The organism is Acidovorax sp. SUPP950, from assembly GCF_030158935.1.
In the GTDB taxonomy this organism is placed as follows: Bacteria; Pseudomonadota; Gammaproteobacteria; order Burkholderiales; family Burkholderiaceae_C; genus Paracidovorax.
In genome coordinates this window covers 711,008-727,932 of sequence record NZ_BQXE01000001.1, presented here as the reverse complement: position 1 = coordinate 727,932, position 16,925 = coordinate 711,008, and the positions used below count along the sequence as shown (strand labels likewise).

The following is a 16,925-nucleotide window of genomic DNA, read 5'->3' as shown; positions in this document are numbered from 1 at the left end:
GGAAATGGGGCCGGGGCGGGGTCGGCGGGCAGGATAACCGCACCCTCCGCTTGTCGGCCGGCCCTCAATGCGGTGGCACCGGGGCGGGCGCCCCCGCGCCCCAGGCGGCCACGATGCGCCCCAGGATCCGGATGCCCTGCTCGATCTGCTCCACCGTGAGGCTCGCATACCCCAGTACCCACCCGCCGGGCCGCGCCGGCCCGCCGCGCTGCGCGTCGGCGAACAGCGGCGACACGGGGTAGATGCCCACGCCCTGCGCGCGCGCGGCCTCGGCCAGGGCGGGTTCGTCCTGCGGCCGGAGGAACGGCAGCCACAGCACGCCGTGCAGTCCCGCGGCCGTGCCCGCCAGCTCCGCGGTGGGCGGCAGGTGGCGGGCGATGGCATCGGCCAGCGCGGCGCGGCGGCGTTCGTGCTCGCGCCGGGTGCGCCGCACGTGGCGCTCGTACGCACCGGTTTCGATCAGCGCGGCCAGCGTGCGCTGCTCCAGCACCGGCGCATGCCGGTCGGCCATGCGCTTGGCCTGGCGGAACACCGCCACCAGGGCCGTCGGCAGCACGAGGTAGCCCAGGCGCAGTTGCGGCGACAGCGCCTTGGAGAAGGTGCCCATGTAGATCACGCGGCCATCGGGGTCGATGGACTGCAGCGCGTCGATGGGGCGCTGGCCGTAGCGGAATTCGCCGTCATAGTCGTCCTCGACGATCCACGCGCGATGGCGCTGCGCCCATTGCAGCAGCGCCATGCGCCGGCCGATGGGCAGCACGCCGCCCAGGGGAAACTGGTGCGAGGGGGTCACATAGGCCAGGCGCACGCGGCCGTCCTCGGGCAACTGCGCGGTGTCCAGGCCGTGCGCATCCACGGGCACGGCCCGCAGGCCCGCGCCCGTGGCCTCGAAGCACCGGCGCGCCATGAGGTAGCCGGGCTCTTCGAAGGCGAAGGCGTCCCCCGCGTCCAGCAGCAGGCGCGCGCACAGGTCGATGCCTTGCTGGGAGCCGTGCACCACCAGGATCTGCGCGGTATCGCAGGCCAGCCCGCGCGCGCGCCCCAGATAGCCCTGGATGGCGCGGCGCAGGGCGGCGTCGCCTTCGGGCGGGATGTAGCGCAGGCTGTGCTGGTGGCGCAGCAACTCGGCCTGGTAGGCGCGGCGCCAGGCCAGCGCCGGGAAGTCGCGCGAGGCCACCGCGCCGTACAGGAAATCGATGCGCGCGGGCTCCGCAGCGGGCAGCGCGGGCAGGTCCATGCCGGCCAGGCGCTGCCCGAAGGCAGACAACGCCGGGGCGGGCGGGCCCCCGCCGCCCGGGTCGGCCCGGGGCCGGGCGACGGCGGCGGGCGCCAGGGCGACGCGGGCCGCCCGCCCCGGGGCGGTGACCAGAAAGCCCTCTGCCGCCAGTTGCTCGTAGGCCGCGGTGACCGTGGTGCGCGACACCGCCAGGTCCGTGGCCAGGGCCCGGGTGGACGGGGCCCGCGCGCCGGCGGCCAGCGTGCCGTCGGCGATCTGCGCGCGCAGCAGGTCGTAGATGCGGCGGCCGGTGCCGGGCGGGGCAGGGGGGTGGAACTGGTCCATTGAAATGGTGAAGAACTGGCTCTTCGGATTGTGCCGGTTCTGCATGACAGTCTCGTGCACCGCATTCCGACCGAGCCCCACCCATGTACATCCCACCGCATTTCGCCGAAAACCGGCCCGAAGCCCTGCAGCGCCTCCTGCGCGAGCACCCCCTGGGCACCCTGGTCACCCACGGCGAAGGGGGCCTGGACGCCGACCACCTGCCGTTCGAGTTCGACCCGGAGGTGGGCCCGTTCGGCCGGCTGTCGGCCCATGTGGCCCGCGCCAATCCGCTGTGGCAGCGCTGCCCCACGGGCACGCCGGTCATGGTGGTGTTCCACGGACCGCAGTCCTATATCTCGCCCAACTGGTATCCGAGCAAGCACGAGTCGCACCGCCTGGTGCCGACCTGGAACTACGAGGTGGTGCATGCGCACGGCGTGCTGACCGTGCACGACGACGAACGCTTCGTGCGCCGCATCGTGGCGCGCCTGACGCGCCAGCACGAGGCCGCCGAGCCCCGGCCCTGGAAGATGGGCGATTCGTCGCCCGAGTTCATCAACGGCCTGCTGCAGCACATCGTGGGCATCGAGATCGCGCTCACCGCGCTGGTGGGCAAGTCCAAGCTGAGCCAGAACCGCGAGGCGCGCGACATCGCCGGCGCCGCCGACGCGCTGCAGTCGCGCGGCCAGGGGGACCTGGCCGGGAGGATGCGCCCGCCGTCCGCCCCCTGACGGGTGGGTGGCCGCGAGCGCCCCCGGCCGCTTGACCTGGGCGCTCATGGCACCATGTGGTCCATACCACCCCGGGCATTTCGCCACGGGGGTGCCGGAATGGCCCCTGCCCAGGAATCGGATTGCAATGAAGACCATCGACGAGATGCTGAACCTTGACCTGCTGACCCACGAGCAGCATTTCCAGATCAGTGCATGGATCGCGCGCTCCAGCTCACCGGAGGACATCCTGCAGATGCCCGCGCCGTTGTGGCAGGCGGTGGAGCGCGCCAGCCAGACCATGGGCGTCAACGAAGACCTGCTGCGCCCTCCGGCGCTGGATGCCGGAAACGCCGCGCTTCCCTGACGTGCCGCGGGCCCTGCGCTGCCGGCCGCGCCTCAGCGCAGCACGCGGCACTGGCCGAATTCGCAGCGGATCGCCAGGGCGTCGCCGTTGCTGCAGGGCACGGTGTAGGTCTCGAAACCCGGTCCCTTGGCGGCCAGCCAGGCCATGGGCGTGGCGGTGCAGGACTGGTCGCGTGCGAGGCGCTCGGCGTTGAACGTGTCGGTGCCGATGGCGCGGGCGGGCAGGGGCGTGTAGTCGGCGTGTGCCGAGCGGGCGGGCTGGTTGGGCTCCGGCACGGCGGCCACGGCCGGGTAGGTGCTGCCGGCGTAACCGCGCCCGGCCATGCAGTTGGCGACGATGCCTTGGCGCCGCTCCAGTGCCTGGACGCCCTGCGTGGCGCCGAGCGCCCCGCCGATCAGCGCCGAATCCTGCACCGCGTTGCGGCTGCCGCCCAGCGCCCAGACCACGGTGGCGGCCAGCACGGCACCGGCCACCAGGCCGTCCACGGTCTCGCTGGCCACCCCGATCTGGCTGGCGTAGCGCTGGCAGTCGGCCAGGTCGGCCGCCTGGCGCGCGGGATCGGCGGGATGACCCGCGCTGCCGGGCGCACCGAGCGAGAGGCTGTCCGCGCCGCGCGTGGCGCAGCCGGCCAGGAACAGGGCCAGGACGCAGAGGGACAGCTTGCGCATCGAAAACTCCTTGCGGATCGGTCGTACACCCGGCAGGGGGCCTGCATGGCACCGGGCGCCGGCCCAGGGGCATTGGACAGCCAAACCGCTCCCGCTGCCAAGCCCCCGCCCCGGGGGCTCCGTGCCAGTGCCCAGGCCCAGTGCCCGACAATGCGCCCCATGACGATCCCCACGAAGAAAACCCTCCTGCCCCTGCAACTGCTGGTGCACCCGGACAAGAACGATCCCAACCCCCTGGTCCTGTACCACGGCCGCTGCGCCGACGGCTTCGGTGCCGCGCTGGCCGCCTGGCGCTACTACGGCGGCCAGGCCGAGTGCGTGGGCCTGTCGCACGGGCAGGTGCAGTCGGTGGACGACCTGCCCGCGCTCGAAGGCCGGGCGGTGTACATCCTCGACTTCTCTTTCACGCCCGAGATATTGACCGCCATCGACGAGCGGGCCACCAAGCTGGTCATGCTGGACCACCACAAGAGCGCTGCCGAAAAACTCACCGGCTTTGCCTGCCGCTGCGGCGTGGTGCATTTCGACATGGACAAGTCCGGCGCGCGGCTGGCGTGGGAGTTCTTCTACCCCGACACGCCGCTGCCCGACCTGGTGCGCTACGTGGAAGACCGCGACATCTGGGCCTGGGCCTACCCCGAGAGCGCCGGCTACCTAGCCGCGCTGGACATGGAGCCGTTCGATTTCGCCCGCTGGGAAGAGATCGCTCAATTCACGCCCGAGCAGTCCGCCGCCTTCGTCGCCCGCGGCAATGCCATGGACGAGAAGTTTCGCCACCTCGCCGCTGACGTGGCGGGCGGCGCGCAGCCGATCACGTTCAACGGCAAGCAGGGCCTCATGGTGAATGCCCCGGGCGCCTTCCACAGCCTGATCGGCGAGATGCTGTCCAAGCAGTGCGGCACGTTCGCGCTGATGTGGATCGTCAGCAAGGAGGGCAAGGTGAAGGTGGGCCTGCGCTCGCAGCGCAACTTCGACTGCTCGGTGCTGGCCGAGAGCATGGGCGGCGGCGGCCATGCGCAGGCCTGCGGGTTCCGCATGGGGGCGGAGCGCCTGCCCGAGTTGCTGAGCGGCGTGTTCGATGCAGCGGCGTTCCCCGCTCCGGCGGCCGTGGCCGGAACGGCCGCCTGAGCCGGACCCCAGGTGCGCCGGCCCGGCCTCAGGCCAGCTTGAGGTCGCGTGGCCGGGTCTGCGGGAACACGCGGGCCAGGGCCGCGGGCGACAGCCCGTAGGTGCGGGCGAACAGGCCGCCCAGCACGGCGCGGTAGTCGTTCAGAACGGGATAGTCGCGGTTTTGGAACAGGGTGGTGGCCGTCAGCGCCTGCTGCTCGCCCGCGATGCGCCCGCCCGAGATGCCTCCGCCCAGCACCCACATCACGCTGCCGTGGCCGTGGTCGGTGCCGCGGTTGCCGTTCTCGCGGAAGGTGCGGCCGAACTCGCTGATGGCGACGACCGTGGTGCGGTTCCACGCCGGCCCCATCTCGTCGGCGAAGGCCGCCAGGCCCCGGCCCAGCTCCTCGAAGCGGTTGGCCAGCGCGCCCGTGGCGTTGCCCTGGCCTACGTGCGTGTCCCACCCGCCCACGTCCACGAACCCCAGGTTGTAGCGCGACTGCATCAGCCGGGCCATGCGGCGTGCCGTGCCTTCGAAGCCCTTGGTGCTCAGCGCGTTGCGGCTGGCCGCGTCCATCTCGCCCTGCATGGTGCGCGCCACCTCGTCGCGCGTCTGGAACCCCTCGGCCACGGCGGCGGCCAGCGGCGTGCCGCCGTACATCGAGGCGATCAGCCCGGCCTGCCGGTCGTCGATGCCGGGCTTGGCCGCGCCCGCGGCGCCCAGGGCGGTGTTGGGCACGTCATAGCCGCCACGCAGCACCAGCGGCAGCGTGTCGGTGAAGGCCATGGGCGACAGGTGGTCGTGCCAGCGCGGCTGCACGCCCAGCTCGGTGGCCAGGCGGTTGAGAAAGCCCGAGCGGTAGTCGCGCCGCCCGCCCACGGGCTGGCCCAGTTCGATGCTGTCCTGCGTGTCGAAGTGGCTGCGCGTGAGGTCTTCGGTGCCCGAGAACGGCACGAACGCCACCTGCTTCTTCTCGTACAGCGGCATCAGCGAGCCCGCCAGCGCCGGATGCAGGCCCCAGTCCGCGGTGAGCGGCAGCGCGCCCCCGGCTTCGCCTGGCTTGGCGATGGCGATGTTGGGCCGCGTCTCGTAGTAGTAGCTGCTGGAGGTGGGCACGAGCAGGCTGGCGCAGTCGTACCCGCCACGCAGGAAGACCAGCAAAAAGCGTGCGTCCACCGCCTGCGGGGTGGCCGCGAGGCTGGCCTGCAGCACGCCCGGCGCGGCGAGCGCGGCCAGGGCCTGCAGGCACTGGCGGCGGGTGGGGGCGGGGCCGGCCCCGGAAGGGCCGGGGCGGCGGGGGGCGGAAAAGTGCGTCATGGCGAGGCCTTTCAGCGGAACAGCGGAACTGCGAGACAGCGAAATGGGGCGGGCGAGGCGGGCGATGGGCTGCGGGTGGCGGAGCGCGCCGTGCGGCCGGGTCGCTCAGGCGTACATGAACTCCGGCGCGCTGAGCAGGAAGGTGTTCCATTCCAGCGGCGAGGCCGCGCGCGCCAGCGCCACGCGGGTGGCCGGGGCCAGCTGCGGCTCCAGCGCGCGGTAGTAGGCGCTCTGGGCCAGCGCCGGGGGCGCCACGCGCGGCGGCGGTGCGCCGTCGGGGCGGTACAGCGCGGCGGCGCCCGCGCCGGCCAGGGCCCGCGCCACCTCGAAGCGCACGGCCATCTGGCCCGAACTGGTCCACGCGGCCGAATCGAGCGGGTAGCCGTCGGGCGTGGCGCGGCCATACAAGGGTTCGGCCAGGCGCTGCAGCCACGACAGGGCCGGATCGGGGTTGGCCAGCACGCGGTCGGCATAGCCCATGCGCAGGCCGGCCATCACGTACTGCACCGGGTCGCGCAGCCGCTTGCCCAGCGAGGCCTGGAACGGCGCGCTGGCGAACAGCGTCTGCAGCACGGCGGCGATGTGGCCGTCGCTGCGGGTGAACGACTCGGCCATGGCCTCCAGCAGCGCCGGGGGCGGCGCATCGCCCACGAGGTAGGTGGCGAGCTTGCGCGACACGAAGCGCGCCGTGGCCGGGGCGCGGGCCAGGCGGTCGAGCGCCTCGTCCAATTCGGCCATGCCCTGGCCCTGCAGCGGCTGGCCCAGCAGCTCCTTGGGGCCCCAGTCGTGGCGCTGGGGGTGGAATTCGTACAGGCCGTGGCGCACGTACTGGCGCGTCCACTCGGCTTTGAGCTTCGGCGGCGGCTCGCCCAGCGGGCGCAGCGACACGCCGTGGCCGGTGAGCACGCGCGCCATCTCCTGCACGTCGCGCTGGCTGTAGCCGCCGTCCACGCCCAGGGTGTGCAGCTCCATCAGCTCGCGCGCGTAGTTTTCATTGATGCGGTTGGCGGCGTTCTGCGCGTTATCCAGATAGCGCAGCATGGCGGGGTGGCGCACGGTGGCGCCGAGCAGGTCCCGAAAGCGCCCCAGCGCGTGCGGGCGGATGGCGCGGTCCTCGTAGTCGCCCACCATGGCGCGGATGTCGGCCTTGCCGGCGAAGACGCTGAAGTGATTCATCCAGAACCAGGTCATCTTCTCCTGCAGCTGCGCGGGCGAGTACACGGCCCGCAGCACGAAGCGGCGCTCGGCCTCGCGCTGCAGGGCCCGCATGTCGCGCTGGTAGGTCTCCTGCGCGGCCTTGCGCGCATACTCGTCGGGCAGGTCCTTGATGGCCTGCTGGCGGCCCTGCATGTCGATGGCCAGCACCTCCATGGGGGTGCGGGTGATGGCCATGGCGTCGATCTGGGCCTGGGCCTCGGGCGGCAGGGCCGCGGGGGCGGAGCGCAACTGGGCGGCCAGGTAGCCCGCCGTGCCGGCCTCGGCCAGCGCCTGTTGCGAGGCCGCCGTGGCGCCCCACGATAGGCGGTCCAGCAGGCGCACGCTGCTGGCATCGTCCAGCCCGGGTGGCGCGCCCCCCGGACTGCCGGCGGCCCAGGCACTGCCGCCGGCGGCGGCGAGCGACACGGCGGTCCATCCCAGCCAGTGCCTGCGGGTGAGGGGCAGGGCGGTCGAAGCGGAGGGCGAGGGGGTCATGGCAGGGCTCCATGGGGAAAACGGTGCCCATGGTGCAGCGCGGCGCGGGGCGCGGCAAGGGGGGGCGAAGGGGTTTTACGCCCGGGATACAGATGTATCCGCGGCAGCCAAAAAAGCTTCAAGCCAAAATCGCCTGCAGCGCAATATCCAATAGGGCATGTTGCTATCGAAATATGAGCGAATGGGTGGGCTTCAGACTTTTTGGTAACTGCTGTCAACCGCTGGGCGTTCAGCGTCAGCGGCGCTGGCGTTCCTCGCTGGCTTCCTCGAAGCGGTCCACATCGCGCAGGGGCTTGAACAGGAGCGTCCAGGCGCCCACCACCGCCAGGGTGCACAGCCCGCCCGCCACCGCGGCCGGCACGGCGCCCAGCCACGCGGCGCTGGTGCCGGCGCGGAACTCGCCCAACTCGTTGGACGAGCCGATGAACAGCATGTTGACCGCGTTCACCCGCCCGCGCATGGCATCAGGCGTGGAAAACTGCACCAGCGCCCCGCGGATGTACACGCTCACCATGTCGGCCGCGCCGGCCACCATCAGGGCCAGGAACGACAGCAGGAACCAGTGCGACAGCGAGAACACCAGGTTGGCCGCGCCGAAGAGGGCCACCGCGATGAACATGCGCCGCCCCACATGGCGGTTGAAGGGCCGCAGGGTCAGGAACAGCCCCGCGCCCACCTCGCCGATGGCGATGGCGCTGCGCAGCGCGCCCAGGCCCTGCGGTCCCACGTGCAGCACCTCGTGCGCATAGATGGGCAGCAGCGCCACCACGCCGCCCAGCAGCACGGCGAACAGGTCCAGCGAGATCGTGCCCAGGATGATCGGGCGCGTGCGGATGAAGTGGATGCCCGCGCCGAAGCGGTCCCACATGCGGCCCTGCGTCGGCGAGGGCGGCGAGGCGTATGCCACCGTCACGCGCGACAGCAGCAGCGCGCCCAGCGAGAAGCCCGCGCAGCACACGGGGTAGGTGAGCGAGGCGCCGCCGGTGGCATACAGCAACCCGCCGATCAGCGGCCCGGTGATGCTGGCCAGGCGCATCAGCATGCTGTTGGTGGCCATGGCCTGCGCCAGCTGTGCGCGCGGCACGATCTGCGGCAGCAGGCTTTGCAGCGCCGGTCCCGAGAACGCCCGCGAGCAGCCGAACAGCACCAGCGCCGCATAGATGCCCGCCACGCCCGCCGTGCCGTGTCCCGACAGCCACCACAGCAGGGCACTGCACACCGCGCCCACCGACCAGCTCACGGCCAGGATGTGCCGGCGGCTGGCGCGGTCGATCAGGTCGCCGGCCGGCAGCAGCAGGCACAGCATGGGCAGGAACTGCGCCAGGCCCACGTAGGCCAGGGCGATGGGCTCGCGCGTGAGGTCGTACACCTGCCAGGCCACGACCACGGCCTGCACCTGGGTGGCGAACACGGCCACCAGGCGGGCGATCAGGAAGGCGAGGAAGCCGCGGTGCCGGTAGACGCTTTCGGTGGCAGGAACGGGGGGAGCGGGGGAGGCGGTGGGAAGGTCGGGCACGGCGCTGGGGAGGCTGGAGGGTGGCTGGCCGGAGCCTGCCCGGCCAGCGAACGGGCGGACGCGGCGGGCGGCTCCAACGGTGGGAAGTCAGCGCCGCATGCTACCGGTTTATCCGCGCGGGTGCTGTCGCCGGTAGTCCCAGGGGGCGCGCGGGCGCTTTTGCGACCACAGCCCGGTGTGGCTGGCCTGGGCCTGGCGCTGCAGCGCCGCCAGTTGCGGGTAGGCGGCCGCGCGCGGCGTGTACACCCAGGCGAGCCCGGCGCGCACCTGGGCCGTGGCCGCATCGCCCTGGCCGCAGCGCACGTGCGCCACGGTGCGGCCGTAGGCGTCGCGGGCCACGGTCTGCAGCGTGGCTTTCTGCCGCAGGCACAGGCGCGCGAGGTTCTGGCGGGACGGCGGGCCGAACGCCTGGCGGCGCTCGGGCGCATCGATGGCGGCCAGGCGCACCTGGATCGGGCGGCGGTCGCCGCAGCGGGCGGTGAGGGTGTCGCCGTCGCTGACGGCGACGACCAGGCAGAGCAGGGTGGCGATGGGCACGGGGGGATCGGAGCGGGGGAGGGAGTGCAAAGAAGGCGGGCGCAGGGGCCGCGCCGGCCGCGCACTATAGCCGCACCCCGGAAAGGCGCCGGCCGCGCCCGGCCGCCACTGCCCAAAATGCAGGCACCGGGCTGCAAGCCACTGCCTGCGCCGATCCGGCGGGTTGTCCCTGGGGTTGTCCACAGAACGGCCCACAGAGGGCGGGCATAACTTCGGCATGCGGTGGAGGGGCGCTCCCAACGCAGGCGATCAAGGCGAAAAATGCTCCCAGGACAATCAGTACTAGGGCATTGCGCTATCAAAAAGGTAGCGTTTTGCCGGCCAGCCTGAAACCACTGGATACACTGCCGTCCGCATGCGCCGCCGGACATGGCGGCGCAAGGCCGACGGCACACGACACCAAGGACACGAGGGCATGGCAACGGGGCACGACACATCCACATCCACATTCGATTTCGCGCGGGCGGCGTGCCGCCGTGGAAGGGTCCTGGCGGCCGGCATCGCGCTGGCGGGCCTGGGCGCGCTGGGTGCGGCGTCGCTGCCCGCCCAGGCCAGCGGCGCACCGCAGCCCTGGGGCCAGCGCCTGGTGGAAACCCAGGAACTGCCGGCCGAAGCGCTGGCGAAGTTCGCACTGTTCCAGGACCGGAAAGACACCGCCGATTCGGCCCGCTCCGCAGGCGCACCGCCCCAGACCCAGACCCAGGCCTGGACGGGCGAGGAGATGGTGCTGCCCCGCAGCGGCAACCCGTACACGCTGGTGGTGCGAGTCTCGGGCGTGGCGCTGGCCGACGGGGATGTCGGCGCGCGCTGGATGGCGGGCTGGTCCATCCATGGCGCATCGCGCGTGGGTGCCGTGCCCCAGGTCGCCGCGCGGGGCGTGCGCGCCGGCCAGGTCGTAGAGATGGCCGGCGCCGCAGCGCCCTTGAGCTTCAAGGAAGACCGCACGGTCCCTCCGGTGCTGGAGTTCGCAGGGGTGAGCAACCTGCGCATGGACCGGGTGCGGCTGGAGGTGTGGTCGGGCATGCGCTCGTCCAACCCGGTGGAGCGGCTCATGCCGTGGATGCCCCTTCTCACCGGGGCCGTGTTTCTGGGCCTGATGCTGTGGTGGCGCCGCCGTTGAGCGGGCGGCGGGGCTGCCACGGTGGGGCGGCGGCGCCGGGCCTTGGGGCCCACGCGCGTCCAGTCACAGGTCCAGCGGCTGCCCGGGCTTCCACGCATCGGCGCGCCGCCGTGCTTCGGCGATATCGACCGGGCCCATCCTGCGGGCCAGCAACTGAAGGTGCACAGCCCCGTAGCGGGGCAGGGTGAGCGGGTCTTCCGGGTTGCCGCGGCCCAGGCGGTCGGCCAGTTCCAGCAGCATGTAGGCGGCAACGGGCCGCTGGGCCACGGTGGCCGCGCCGTTGGCGTAGAGATCGCCCAGCCGGTACAGCCCGGCCGCATCGCCCTGGCGCGCCGCGCGCAGGTACCAGTTCTCGGTCAGCGACATCTGGCGGGGTTCTCCGCCGCGGCCCTCCTGGTAGATGGCGCCCAGCCGCACCGCCGCCAGGCTGGAGCCCTGGTGGGCGGCCCGGGTCAGCCACTGCATGGACTCGGCATGGTCCCTGGGGATGCCGTTGCCCTCGTCCAGCATGGCCGACAGCAGCACCATGGCCCGCAGGTGCCCTTGCTGGGCCATGGCCCGCACGGTGGGCAGAACGTCCAGGCCCTGGCCGCGGCGCCACTGGGTCTCGGCTGCACCGAGCCGGGCCAGTTGTTCCATGCCTTCCCGCTGCGCCGCGATCTGCAGGGCGCGCGCATCGCTTTCGGCGCGGGCGATGCGTTCGGCGGCCTGGGCCTTGTCGTGGTTCCACTTCCAGCCCATCAGCGCCATCAGCACCACGACACCGCCCGCCAGGACGATCAGGGTCCAGGGCTTGTCGCCGGGGGCGGCGGCCGGCCGGGCGCGGGCGCCCTCGGGCTTTTGCCGCGCCGCCACGCTGGTGGGAAGCACCTTGTCGTAGGCCACCTCGCACCTCGGGCATTGCCAGGCCGGTGCGGTATCGGTGGCCTGCCGGGTGTGGCTGCAGCGCGGGCACACGCGCACGGCAGCGGCGCGGGCGGCCTCGGGTGTCTCCACGGGTTCGAGCGAAAGATCAGAGGCGTTCACGGTTCCATTCCTTTTTGGGGAGCGATTGTGCTGCGCCTGCCCGGCCCGAAGCGCCAGCGGCTCGAATATTCGGCAAAAAGGCCGCCAGCACAATGAAATCTAGGGCATATTGCTATCAATCAAATAGCAATTCATGCGCTATCCCCCAGGCTCTGCGGGCACCGTCGTCGCCTGCCAGGTCCCCGGTGCCAGCCCGTCCAGCGAATAAGGCCCGATGGCGGCGCGGATCAGCCGCAAGGTGGGCAGGCCGACCGCCGCGGTCATGCGCCGCACTTGGCGGTTGCGGCCTTCCCGGATGACCAGTTCGATCCAGGCGGTAGGAATGCGCTGGCGCACGCGGATGGGCGGGTCGCGCTCCCACACGGCGGGCGGCGGCTCCATGCGGCGCGCCCGGGCCGGGCGGGTGGGGCCGTCGTTCAGCCGCACGCCGTCGCGCAGCGCGGCCAGGGCGGCTTCGTCGGGTGTGCCTTCCACCTGCACCCAGTACGTCTTTTCCATCTTGAAGCGCGGATCGGCGATGCGCGCCTGCAGCGCGCCGTCGCTGGTGAGCAGCAGCAGCCCTTCGCTGTCGGCGTCCAGCCGGCCCGCCACGTACACGCCGGGCAGGTCGATGAAATCCTGCAGCCCGCGCCAGCGCCCCTCGGGCGTGAACTGGCTCAGCACGCCATAGGGCTTGTGAAAGCGGATGAGGCGGGGCGTGCCGGGGGCGGCGGTGGCTGCTGCCGCCACCGCAGAGGATCGGGCGGGAGGGCGTGCGGCCGGCGGCCGGAGTGGCAGGAGTGGGCGGGATGGGCGCAAGGGGCCAGGAGCGCGCGGGGAGCGGGGCGGGGTCGGCATGGGGCGGCAAGCATAGCGCGGTGGGCGGCCAACGCCGTGGTGACCGGCGCGGCATGGCGGGGCGTGCCGCTCGCGCAGGCTTTCAGTCGCTGCCGCCCGCCACGGCGCGCACGCCGGCCGCGCCCACGTCCACCGCCGTGCCCACCACGGTGGCGCCGACCTTCACCGTGGTCGCCACCACCGTCACCGCGGCATCGCCCACGGCCACCACGGCGCAGCCGCTGCACAGCACCGCCATCGCCGCGAGCGCGGCTCCCAGAAAAGATCGCATGGAAACCACCCAAAAAGGCCAGGGGATCGAAGGCGGAAATTGTCGCCGCCCGCTCCGCGAAGCGGCCCCTTCTTTACCTGCCCGTGTCGGTCCGGCGCAACGCCCGCCGGTTCAGACGGGCAGGAACAGCGCCGGGTCCACCATCGTGCGGTTGAGCATCACGCCCCAGTGCAGGTGCGGCCCGGTCACGCGGCCGGTGGCGCCCACCGCGCCCAGGCGGTCGCCGGTCTGCAACTGGTCGCCCACCTTGGCGTCGATGGCGCTCAGGTGGGCATAGACGGTGAGCAGTCCGCCACCATGGTCCAGCCACACGGTGCCGCCGCTGAAGAAATACTCGCCGGTGTCGATCACCCGGCCCGGCAGCGGCGCGACGATGGCCGTGCCCTTGGCTGCGGCGATGTCCATGCCGCTGTGCGGATTGCGCGATTGCCCGTTGAACACCCGCCGCAGCCCGAACGAGCTGGACCGGGGACCCGGCACCGGGACGTGCATGCGCAGGTCGGCCGGCTTGGGCAGCGGTGTGGAAAACGCCGCCGTCACCTGCCGCTGGTGTTCGCGCTCGCGCTCGAAGCGGGCGTTGTCCTCGGCGGAGAGGTCCACGGTGCGCGGCGCGACGCTCAGGCGCTGCTCGCGGTACTTTTTGGGCGCGATGGTGTAGGGCACCTTGCGCGCTGCATCGCCTTCGGTGACCGAACCCCGCACCACGATCCCGGCGGCCCCCGCCTGGGCCGCCAGCGGGATGCCGACGATGGCCGTCCACTCGATCGCATCGCCGAGCACGAGCACCGGCACGTCGCCCGCGCCTTCGTCCACGTGCGCCACCGGCCGCGTGGCCGCCGGCCCCAGCGACAGGCGCGCCACGCCGCCGGGCACTTGCGATGCGCGGGGCCAGACGGACGGGGAGGGCGCTGGCGAAGGCGCGCTGGCCCGGGGCTTGGCCGCTTGGACGGGGCCCTGCCAGGCCAGCAGGCCCAGCGTGGCCACGAGGGCGGTGCGCCGGCTGGCCTGCAGAGAAAGGGAGGGGGGAGTGCGGTGGTCTGCCATGGCGCGGGCGAAGGGAAGCGGGGATGCCGGCAGTTTAGCGACGGCGCCTGCGCCCGCGCGCGCCCGAAGCCCTGGCATGTGCGGACGGCTCGGGAGATACCCTGCCTTGGCCACGCCAGGGCCGCCGGGCGGCGCCGGCCCCGGTACGATGCCCTGCATGCGCCGCGCATGCCCGTTTCCGCCCTGCCATTCGGTTGCCGCGGGCCCTTGGCCGGGTCCGCTGGCACCGCCGTCACCGGCGCAGACGCTGCCCTTCGGCCTTCGCCCCTTCAGCTCCTGAATTGCGCCATGCCGCCTGCCGCCCGCCCCCATTCCCCACCGCCCGGCGGATCACCGGCGCGCCGCGCGGCCGATGGCGTCCTGCCACCGCCCCCGGGCCTGCGGGGCCGGATCGACCGGGCGCTGTTCGGCCAGAGCAAGCAGGTGCGCATCCGCATGTCGCAGTGCCTGCTGGCGTTCGGCCTGCTGTGCCTGATCGCCCTGGTGCAGCAGGCCGAGGTGATGCTGGGGCTGGTGGACGCCAGGCAGGCCTATCCGCTGACCGCCTTCGCGCTGGGCACCAGCTTCGTCTGCTGCCTGCTCGTGCGCAGCGGCCAGGGCCGGCGGCTGGCGCCGCACGATCCGTCGCTGTCCATGCTGCAGTCGGTGCTGGCGGCCACGGCGCTCGGCTGGGCCTATGCCATCACCGGGCCGGCGCGCGGTGCGCTGCTGGGCTTGCTGGCACCGCTGTTCCTGCTGGGCGGCATGTTCCAGTTGCGGGCCGGGCAGACGCGCGTGCTCATGGCGTACTGGCTGGTGCTCGTGACCGGGATCATGCTGTGGCGCACGTCGGGCGAATCGCCGCGCTACGACCCGCGCGTGGAGGTCATCCACTGGGCCTTCTCGCTCATCGTGGTGACGGCGGTGGCCGCGCTGGCCATCCGCATCGGCCGCCTGCGCAGCCGCCTGGCCCGGCAGAAGGCCACCCTCACCGAGGCGCTGGAACTGAGCCGCAAGCTCGCAGAGCACGATGCGCTGACCGGCCTGCTGAACCGGCGCGCCATGGGCGACCTGCTCACCCTGCACTGGACGGTGGGCGCCGCGGTCCAGCCGCAGGACGGCCGGCCGGGCGAGCCCGCCACGGCGCCGATGGCCATGGCCATGATGGACATCGACCACTTCAAGCACGTGAACGACACGCACGGGCATGCGGTGGGCGACGCCGTGCTGCAGCGCTTCGCCGAGATCGCCCAGGCCGGCGTGCGCGGGCGCGACGTGCTCTCGCGCTGGGGCGGGGAAGAGTTCCTGCTGCTCATGCCCGGCACCGGCCAAAGCGGTGCGATGCGCGTGCTGGAGCGGCTGCGCGGCCAGATGGAGCGCGGCGGCTTCGAGGCGCTGGCCCCGGGCCTGGCGGTGACGTTCTCCGCCGGCGTGGCCGAACGCGTGCCCGGCGAGCCCCACGCCGCCACCGTGGCGCGGGCCGACAAGGCGCTCTACCGCGCCAAGCACAACGGCCGCAACCGCTTCGAAGCCGGCTGACCGCCGCAGGCCGGCGGCACGCACGCCGCCGCGCAGTGCGCTGCCACGGCCCCCGTGCGTTGGCCGAGTTGGAGGCGTGGGCTTACAAGCGCGCACCCGGCGCCCACCCACAATCGCGCACATGAAAAAAACAGGCCGCACCCTGCTCACCGTAGCACTCACCTTCGTGGCCACCACCGCCATCGTGCTGTTCGCGCTGAACTTCACCGCCGGCGAGAAGAAAGTGCAGCACCAGATCCCGCGCCTGTACACCACCGCCCAGCCCCAGTACGAACGTGCCATGGGCAGCCTGCTGGGCCCGGGCATCACCAGCGGCAACGAGGTGGTGGAGCTGCTCAACGGCGACCAGATCTTTCCGCCCATGCTGGCCGCCATCCGGGCCGCGCAGAAGAGCGTCACCTTCGAAACCTACATCTACTGGTCCGGCGACATCGGCAAGCAGTTCGCCGATGCCCTGAGCGAGCGCGCCCGTGCCGGCGTGAAGGTGCATGTGCTGCTGGACTGGGTGGGCAGCTCCAAGATGGACGAGAGCTACTTCACCGAGATGAAGGCGGCCGGCGTGGAGGTCGAGAAATTCCACAAGCCCCATTGGTACAACCTGGCCCGCCTGAACAACCGCACGCACCGCAAGCTGCTCGTCACCGACGGACTGGTGGGCTTCACGGGCGGCGTGGGCATCGCACCCGCATGGACCGGCAACGCGCAGGACCCCGACCACTGGCGCGATTCGCACTACCAGGTCAAGGGCCCGGCGGTCGCGCAGATGCAAGCCACCTTCCTGGACAACTGGCTCAAGGTCACGGGCAAGGTGATGCACGGCGAGGCGTACTTTCCCGCCATCGCCCAGAGCGGCACGCAGAAGGCGCAGATGTTCTCCAGCTCCCCCTCCAGCGGCAGCGAGAGCATGCAGCTCATGTACCACCTGGCCATCACCTCGTCCGAGCGCAGCCTGGACCTGTCGGTGGCGTACTTCGTGCCCGACGACCTGACCCGGCAACTCATGCTGGACGCCCTGGCGCGCGGCGTGCGCATCCGGCTCATCACGCCCGGCGAGCACACCGATACCGAAACCGTCAAGGCCGCCTCCCGCGCTACCTGGGGCGAACTGCTGCAGGCCGGCGCCGAGATCTACGAGTACGAGCCCACCATGTACCACTGCAAGGTCATGATCGTGGATCAGCTCATGGTGTCGGTGGGCTCCACCAACTTCGACAACCGCTCGTTCCGGCTGAATGACGAGGCCAACCTGAACGTGTACGACGCACCATTCGCGCAACGCCAGACGGTCGTGTTCGAAGACGACCTGAAAAGGTCGCGGCGGGTGACCCATCAGGACTGGCTGGATCGGCCGATGAAGGAGAAGCTGGCCGAGCGGGTGGCGAGTTTGCTGGAGACGCAGCTGTAGGCTGCATGACACCGCTGCAAAACAGTTTTCCTCGGGCGTTGCATCTTGGGCTTTGAGTACACTGCGTGACAATAAAGCAAGTTGCTAGGGAGGTGATCCATGAGGTCGCACCAGCAGCGCAGGCCATCATTTTTTCTTTTTTTGACGATGGAAAGCGCTGGTCGGTGACCGTTCTTCAAACGCCTCGGTGGCTGAGGCACAAATACCCCGTCAAGCGCAAAACGCCGTTCTGGAACCGGTCTTGGC

The 16,925-nt window shown here is 71.9% G+C and carries 16 protein-coding genes; 6 read left to right on the top strand and 10 right to left on the bottom strand.

What is annotated here, in order from left to right; genetic code table 11:
* Window positions 1–64 precede the first annotated feature (64 nt).
* Complete coding sequence (pdxR, locus tag AVME950_RS03505; RefSeq protein WP_284429559.1) at window positions 65–1,561, bottom strand: MocR-like pyridoxine biosynthesis transcription factor PdxR; 1,497 nt, start codon at window positions 1,559–1,561, stop codon at window positions 65–67.
* An 83-nt stretch (window positions 1,562–1,644) separates the two neighbouring features.
* Between pdxR and AVME950_RS03500 the strand changes: the two genes are divergently transcribed.
* Both AVME950_RS03500 and AVME950_RS03495 read left to right on the top strand, forming a co-directional pair.
* A complete protein-coding gene (locus tag AVME950_RS03500) occupies window positions 1,645–2,274 on the top strand; it encodes an FMN-binding negative transcriptional regulator (protein ID WP_284403473.1) in 630 nt (209 codons plus the stop codon).
* Window positions 2,275–2,401: 127 nt separating this feature from the next.
* On the top strand, window positions 2,402–2,620 hold the full coding sequence (locus AVME950_RS03495; protein WP_272564024.1) for a hypothetical protein: 219 nt from the start codon (window positions 2,402–2,404) through the stop codon (window positions 2,618–2,620).
* 32 nt (window positions 2,621–2,652) lie between these two features.
* Here AVME950_RS03495 and AVME950_RS03490 read toward each other — a convergent pair whose 3' ends face one another.
* Window positions 2,653–3,288, bottom strand: a complete 636-nt coding sequence (locus AVME950_RS03490) for a glycine zipper family protein (RefSeq protein WP_272564023.1) — start codon at window positions 3,286–3,288, stop codon at window positions 2,653–2,655.
* Between the two features lie 150 nt (window positions 3,289–3,438).
* Here AVME950_RS03490 and AVME950_RS03485 point away from each other — a divergent pair, with 150 nt between their 5' ends.
* Complete coding sequence (locus AVME950_RS03485) at window positions 3,439–4,416, top strand: DHH family phosphoesterase (protein WP_502869357.1); 978 nt, start codon at window positions 3,439–3,441, stop codon at window positions 4,414–4,416.
* Window positions 4,417–4,444: 28 nt separating this feature from the next.
* On the opposite strand, the gene AVME950_RS03480 is transcribed toward AVME950_RS03485, so the two are convergent.
* From AVME950_RS03480 to AVME950_RS03465, 4 genes are all read right to left on the bottom strand, one after another.
* Window positions 4,445–5,713: a DUF1501 domain-containing protein gene (locus tag AVME950_RS03480; RefSeq protein WP_284428775.1), complete on the bottom strand. Its 1,269-nt coding sequence runs from the start codon at window positions 5,711–5,713 to the stop codon at window positions 4,445–4,447.
* A 105-nt stretch (window positions 5,714–5,818) separates the two neighbouring features.
* A complete protein-coding gene (locus AVME950_RS03475) occupies window positions 5,819–7,405 on the bottom strand; it encodes a DUF1800 domain-containing protein (protein WP_284428774.1) in 1,587 nt (528 codons plus the stop codon).
* A gap of 235 nt (window positions 7,406–7,640) precedes the next feature.
* Window positions 7,641–8,921, bottom strand: a complete 1,281-nt coding sequence (locus tag AVME950_RS03470; protein WP_284428773.1) for an MFS transporter — start codon at window positions 8,919–8,921, stop codon at window positions 7,641–7,643.
* 108 nt (window positions 8,922–9,029) lie between these two features.
* Window positions 9,030–9,458, bottom strand: coding sequence for a thermonuclease family protein (locus AVME950_RS03465; protein WP_272548092.1), 429 nt, complete (start codon window positions 9,456–9,458; stop codon window positions 9,030–9,032).
* Between the two features lie 415 nt (window positions 9,459–9,873).
* On the opposite strand from AVME950_RS03465, the gene AVME950_RS03460 reads away from it, so the two are divergent.
* On the top strand, window positions 9,874–10,578 hold the full coding sequence (locus tag AVME950_RS03460) for a hypothetical protein (protein WP_284428772.1): 705 nt from the start codon (window positions 9,874–9,876) through the stop codon (window positions 10,576–10,578).
* Window positions 10,579–10,641: 63 nt separating this feature from the next.
* On the opposite strand, the gene AVME950_RS03455 is transcribed toward AVME950_RS03460, so the two are convergent.
* The 4 genes from AVME950_RS03455 to AVME950_RS03440 form a co-directional block, all read right to left on the bottom strand.
* On the bottom strand, window positions 10,642–11,604 hold the full coding sequence (locus tag AVME950_RS03455) for a tetratricopeptide repeat protein (RefSeq protein WP_284428771.1): 963 nt from the start codon (window positions 11,602–11,604) through the stop codon (window positions 10,642–10,644).
* 138 nt (window positions 11,605–11,742) lie between these two features.
* Complete coding sequence (locus AVME950_RS03450; protein WP_502869356.1) at window positions 11,743–12,441, bottom strand: pseudouridine synthase; 699 nt, start codon at window positions 12,439–12,441, stop codon at window positions 11,743–11,745.
* Between the two features lie 82 nt (window positions 12,442–12,523).
* Window positions 12,524–12,712, bottom strand: coding sequence for a hypothetical protein (locus AVME950_RS03445; RefSeq protein WP_272564016.1), 189 nt, complete (start codon window positions 12,710–12,712; stop codon window positions 12,524–12,526).
* A 111-nt stretch (window positions 12,713–12,823) separates the two neighbouring features.
* Window positions 12,824–13,756: a M23 family metallopeptidase gene (locus AVME950_RS03440; protein WP_284428769.1), complete on the bottom strand. Its 933-nt coding sequence runs from the start codon at window positions 13,754–13,756 to the stop codon at window positions 12,824–12,826.
* A 288-nt stretch (window positions 13,757–14,044) separates the two neighbouring features.
* Here AVME950_RS03440 and AVME950_RS03435 point away from each other — a divergent pair, with 288 nt between their 5' ends.
* Both AVME950_RS03435 and AVME950_RS03430 read left to right on the top strand, forming a co-directional pair.
* On the top strand, window positions 14,045–15,274 hold the full coding sequence (locus AVME950_RS03435) for a GGDEF domain-containing protein (protein WP_284428768.1): 1,230 nt from the start codon (window positions 14,045–14,047) through the stop codon (window positions 15,272–15,274).
* Window positions 15,275–15,395: 121 nt separating this feature from the next.
* On the top strand, window positions 15,396–16,679 hold the full coding sequence (locus tag AVME950_RS03430; RefSeq protein WP_284428767.1) for a phospholipase D-like domain-containing protein: 1,284 nt from the start codon (window positions 15,396–15,398) through the stop codon (window positions 16,677–16,679).
* Window positions 16,680–16,925 lie beyond the last annotated feature (246 nt).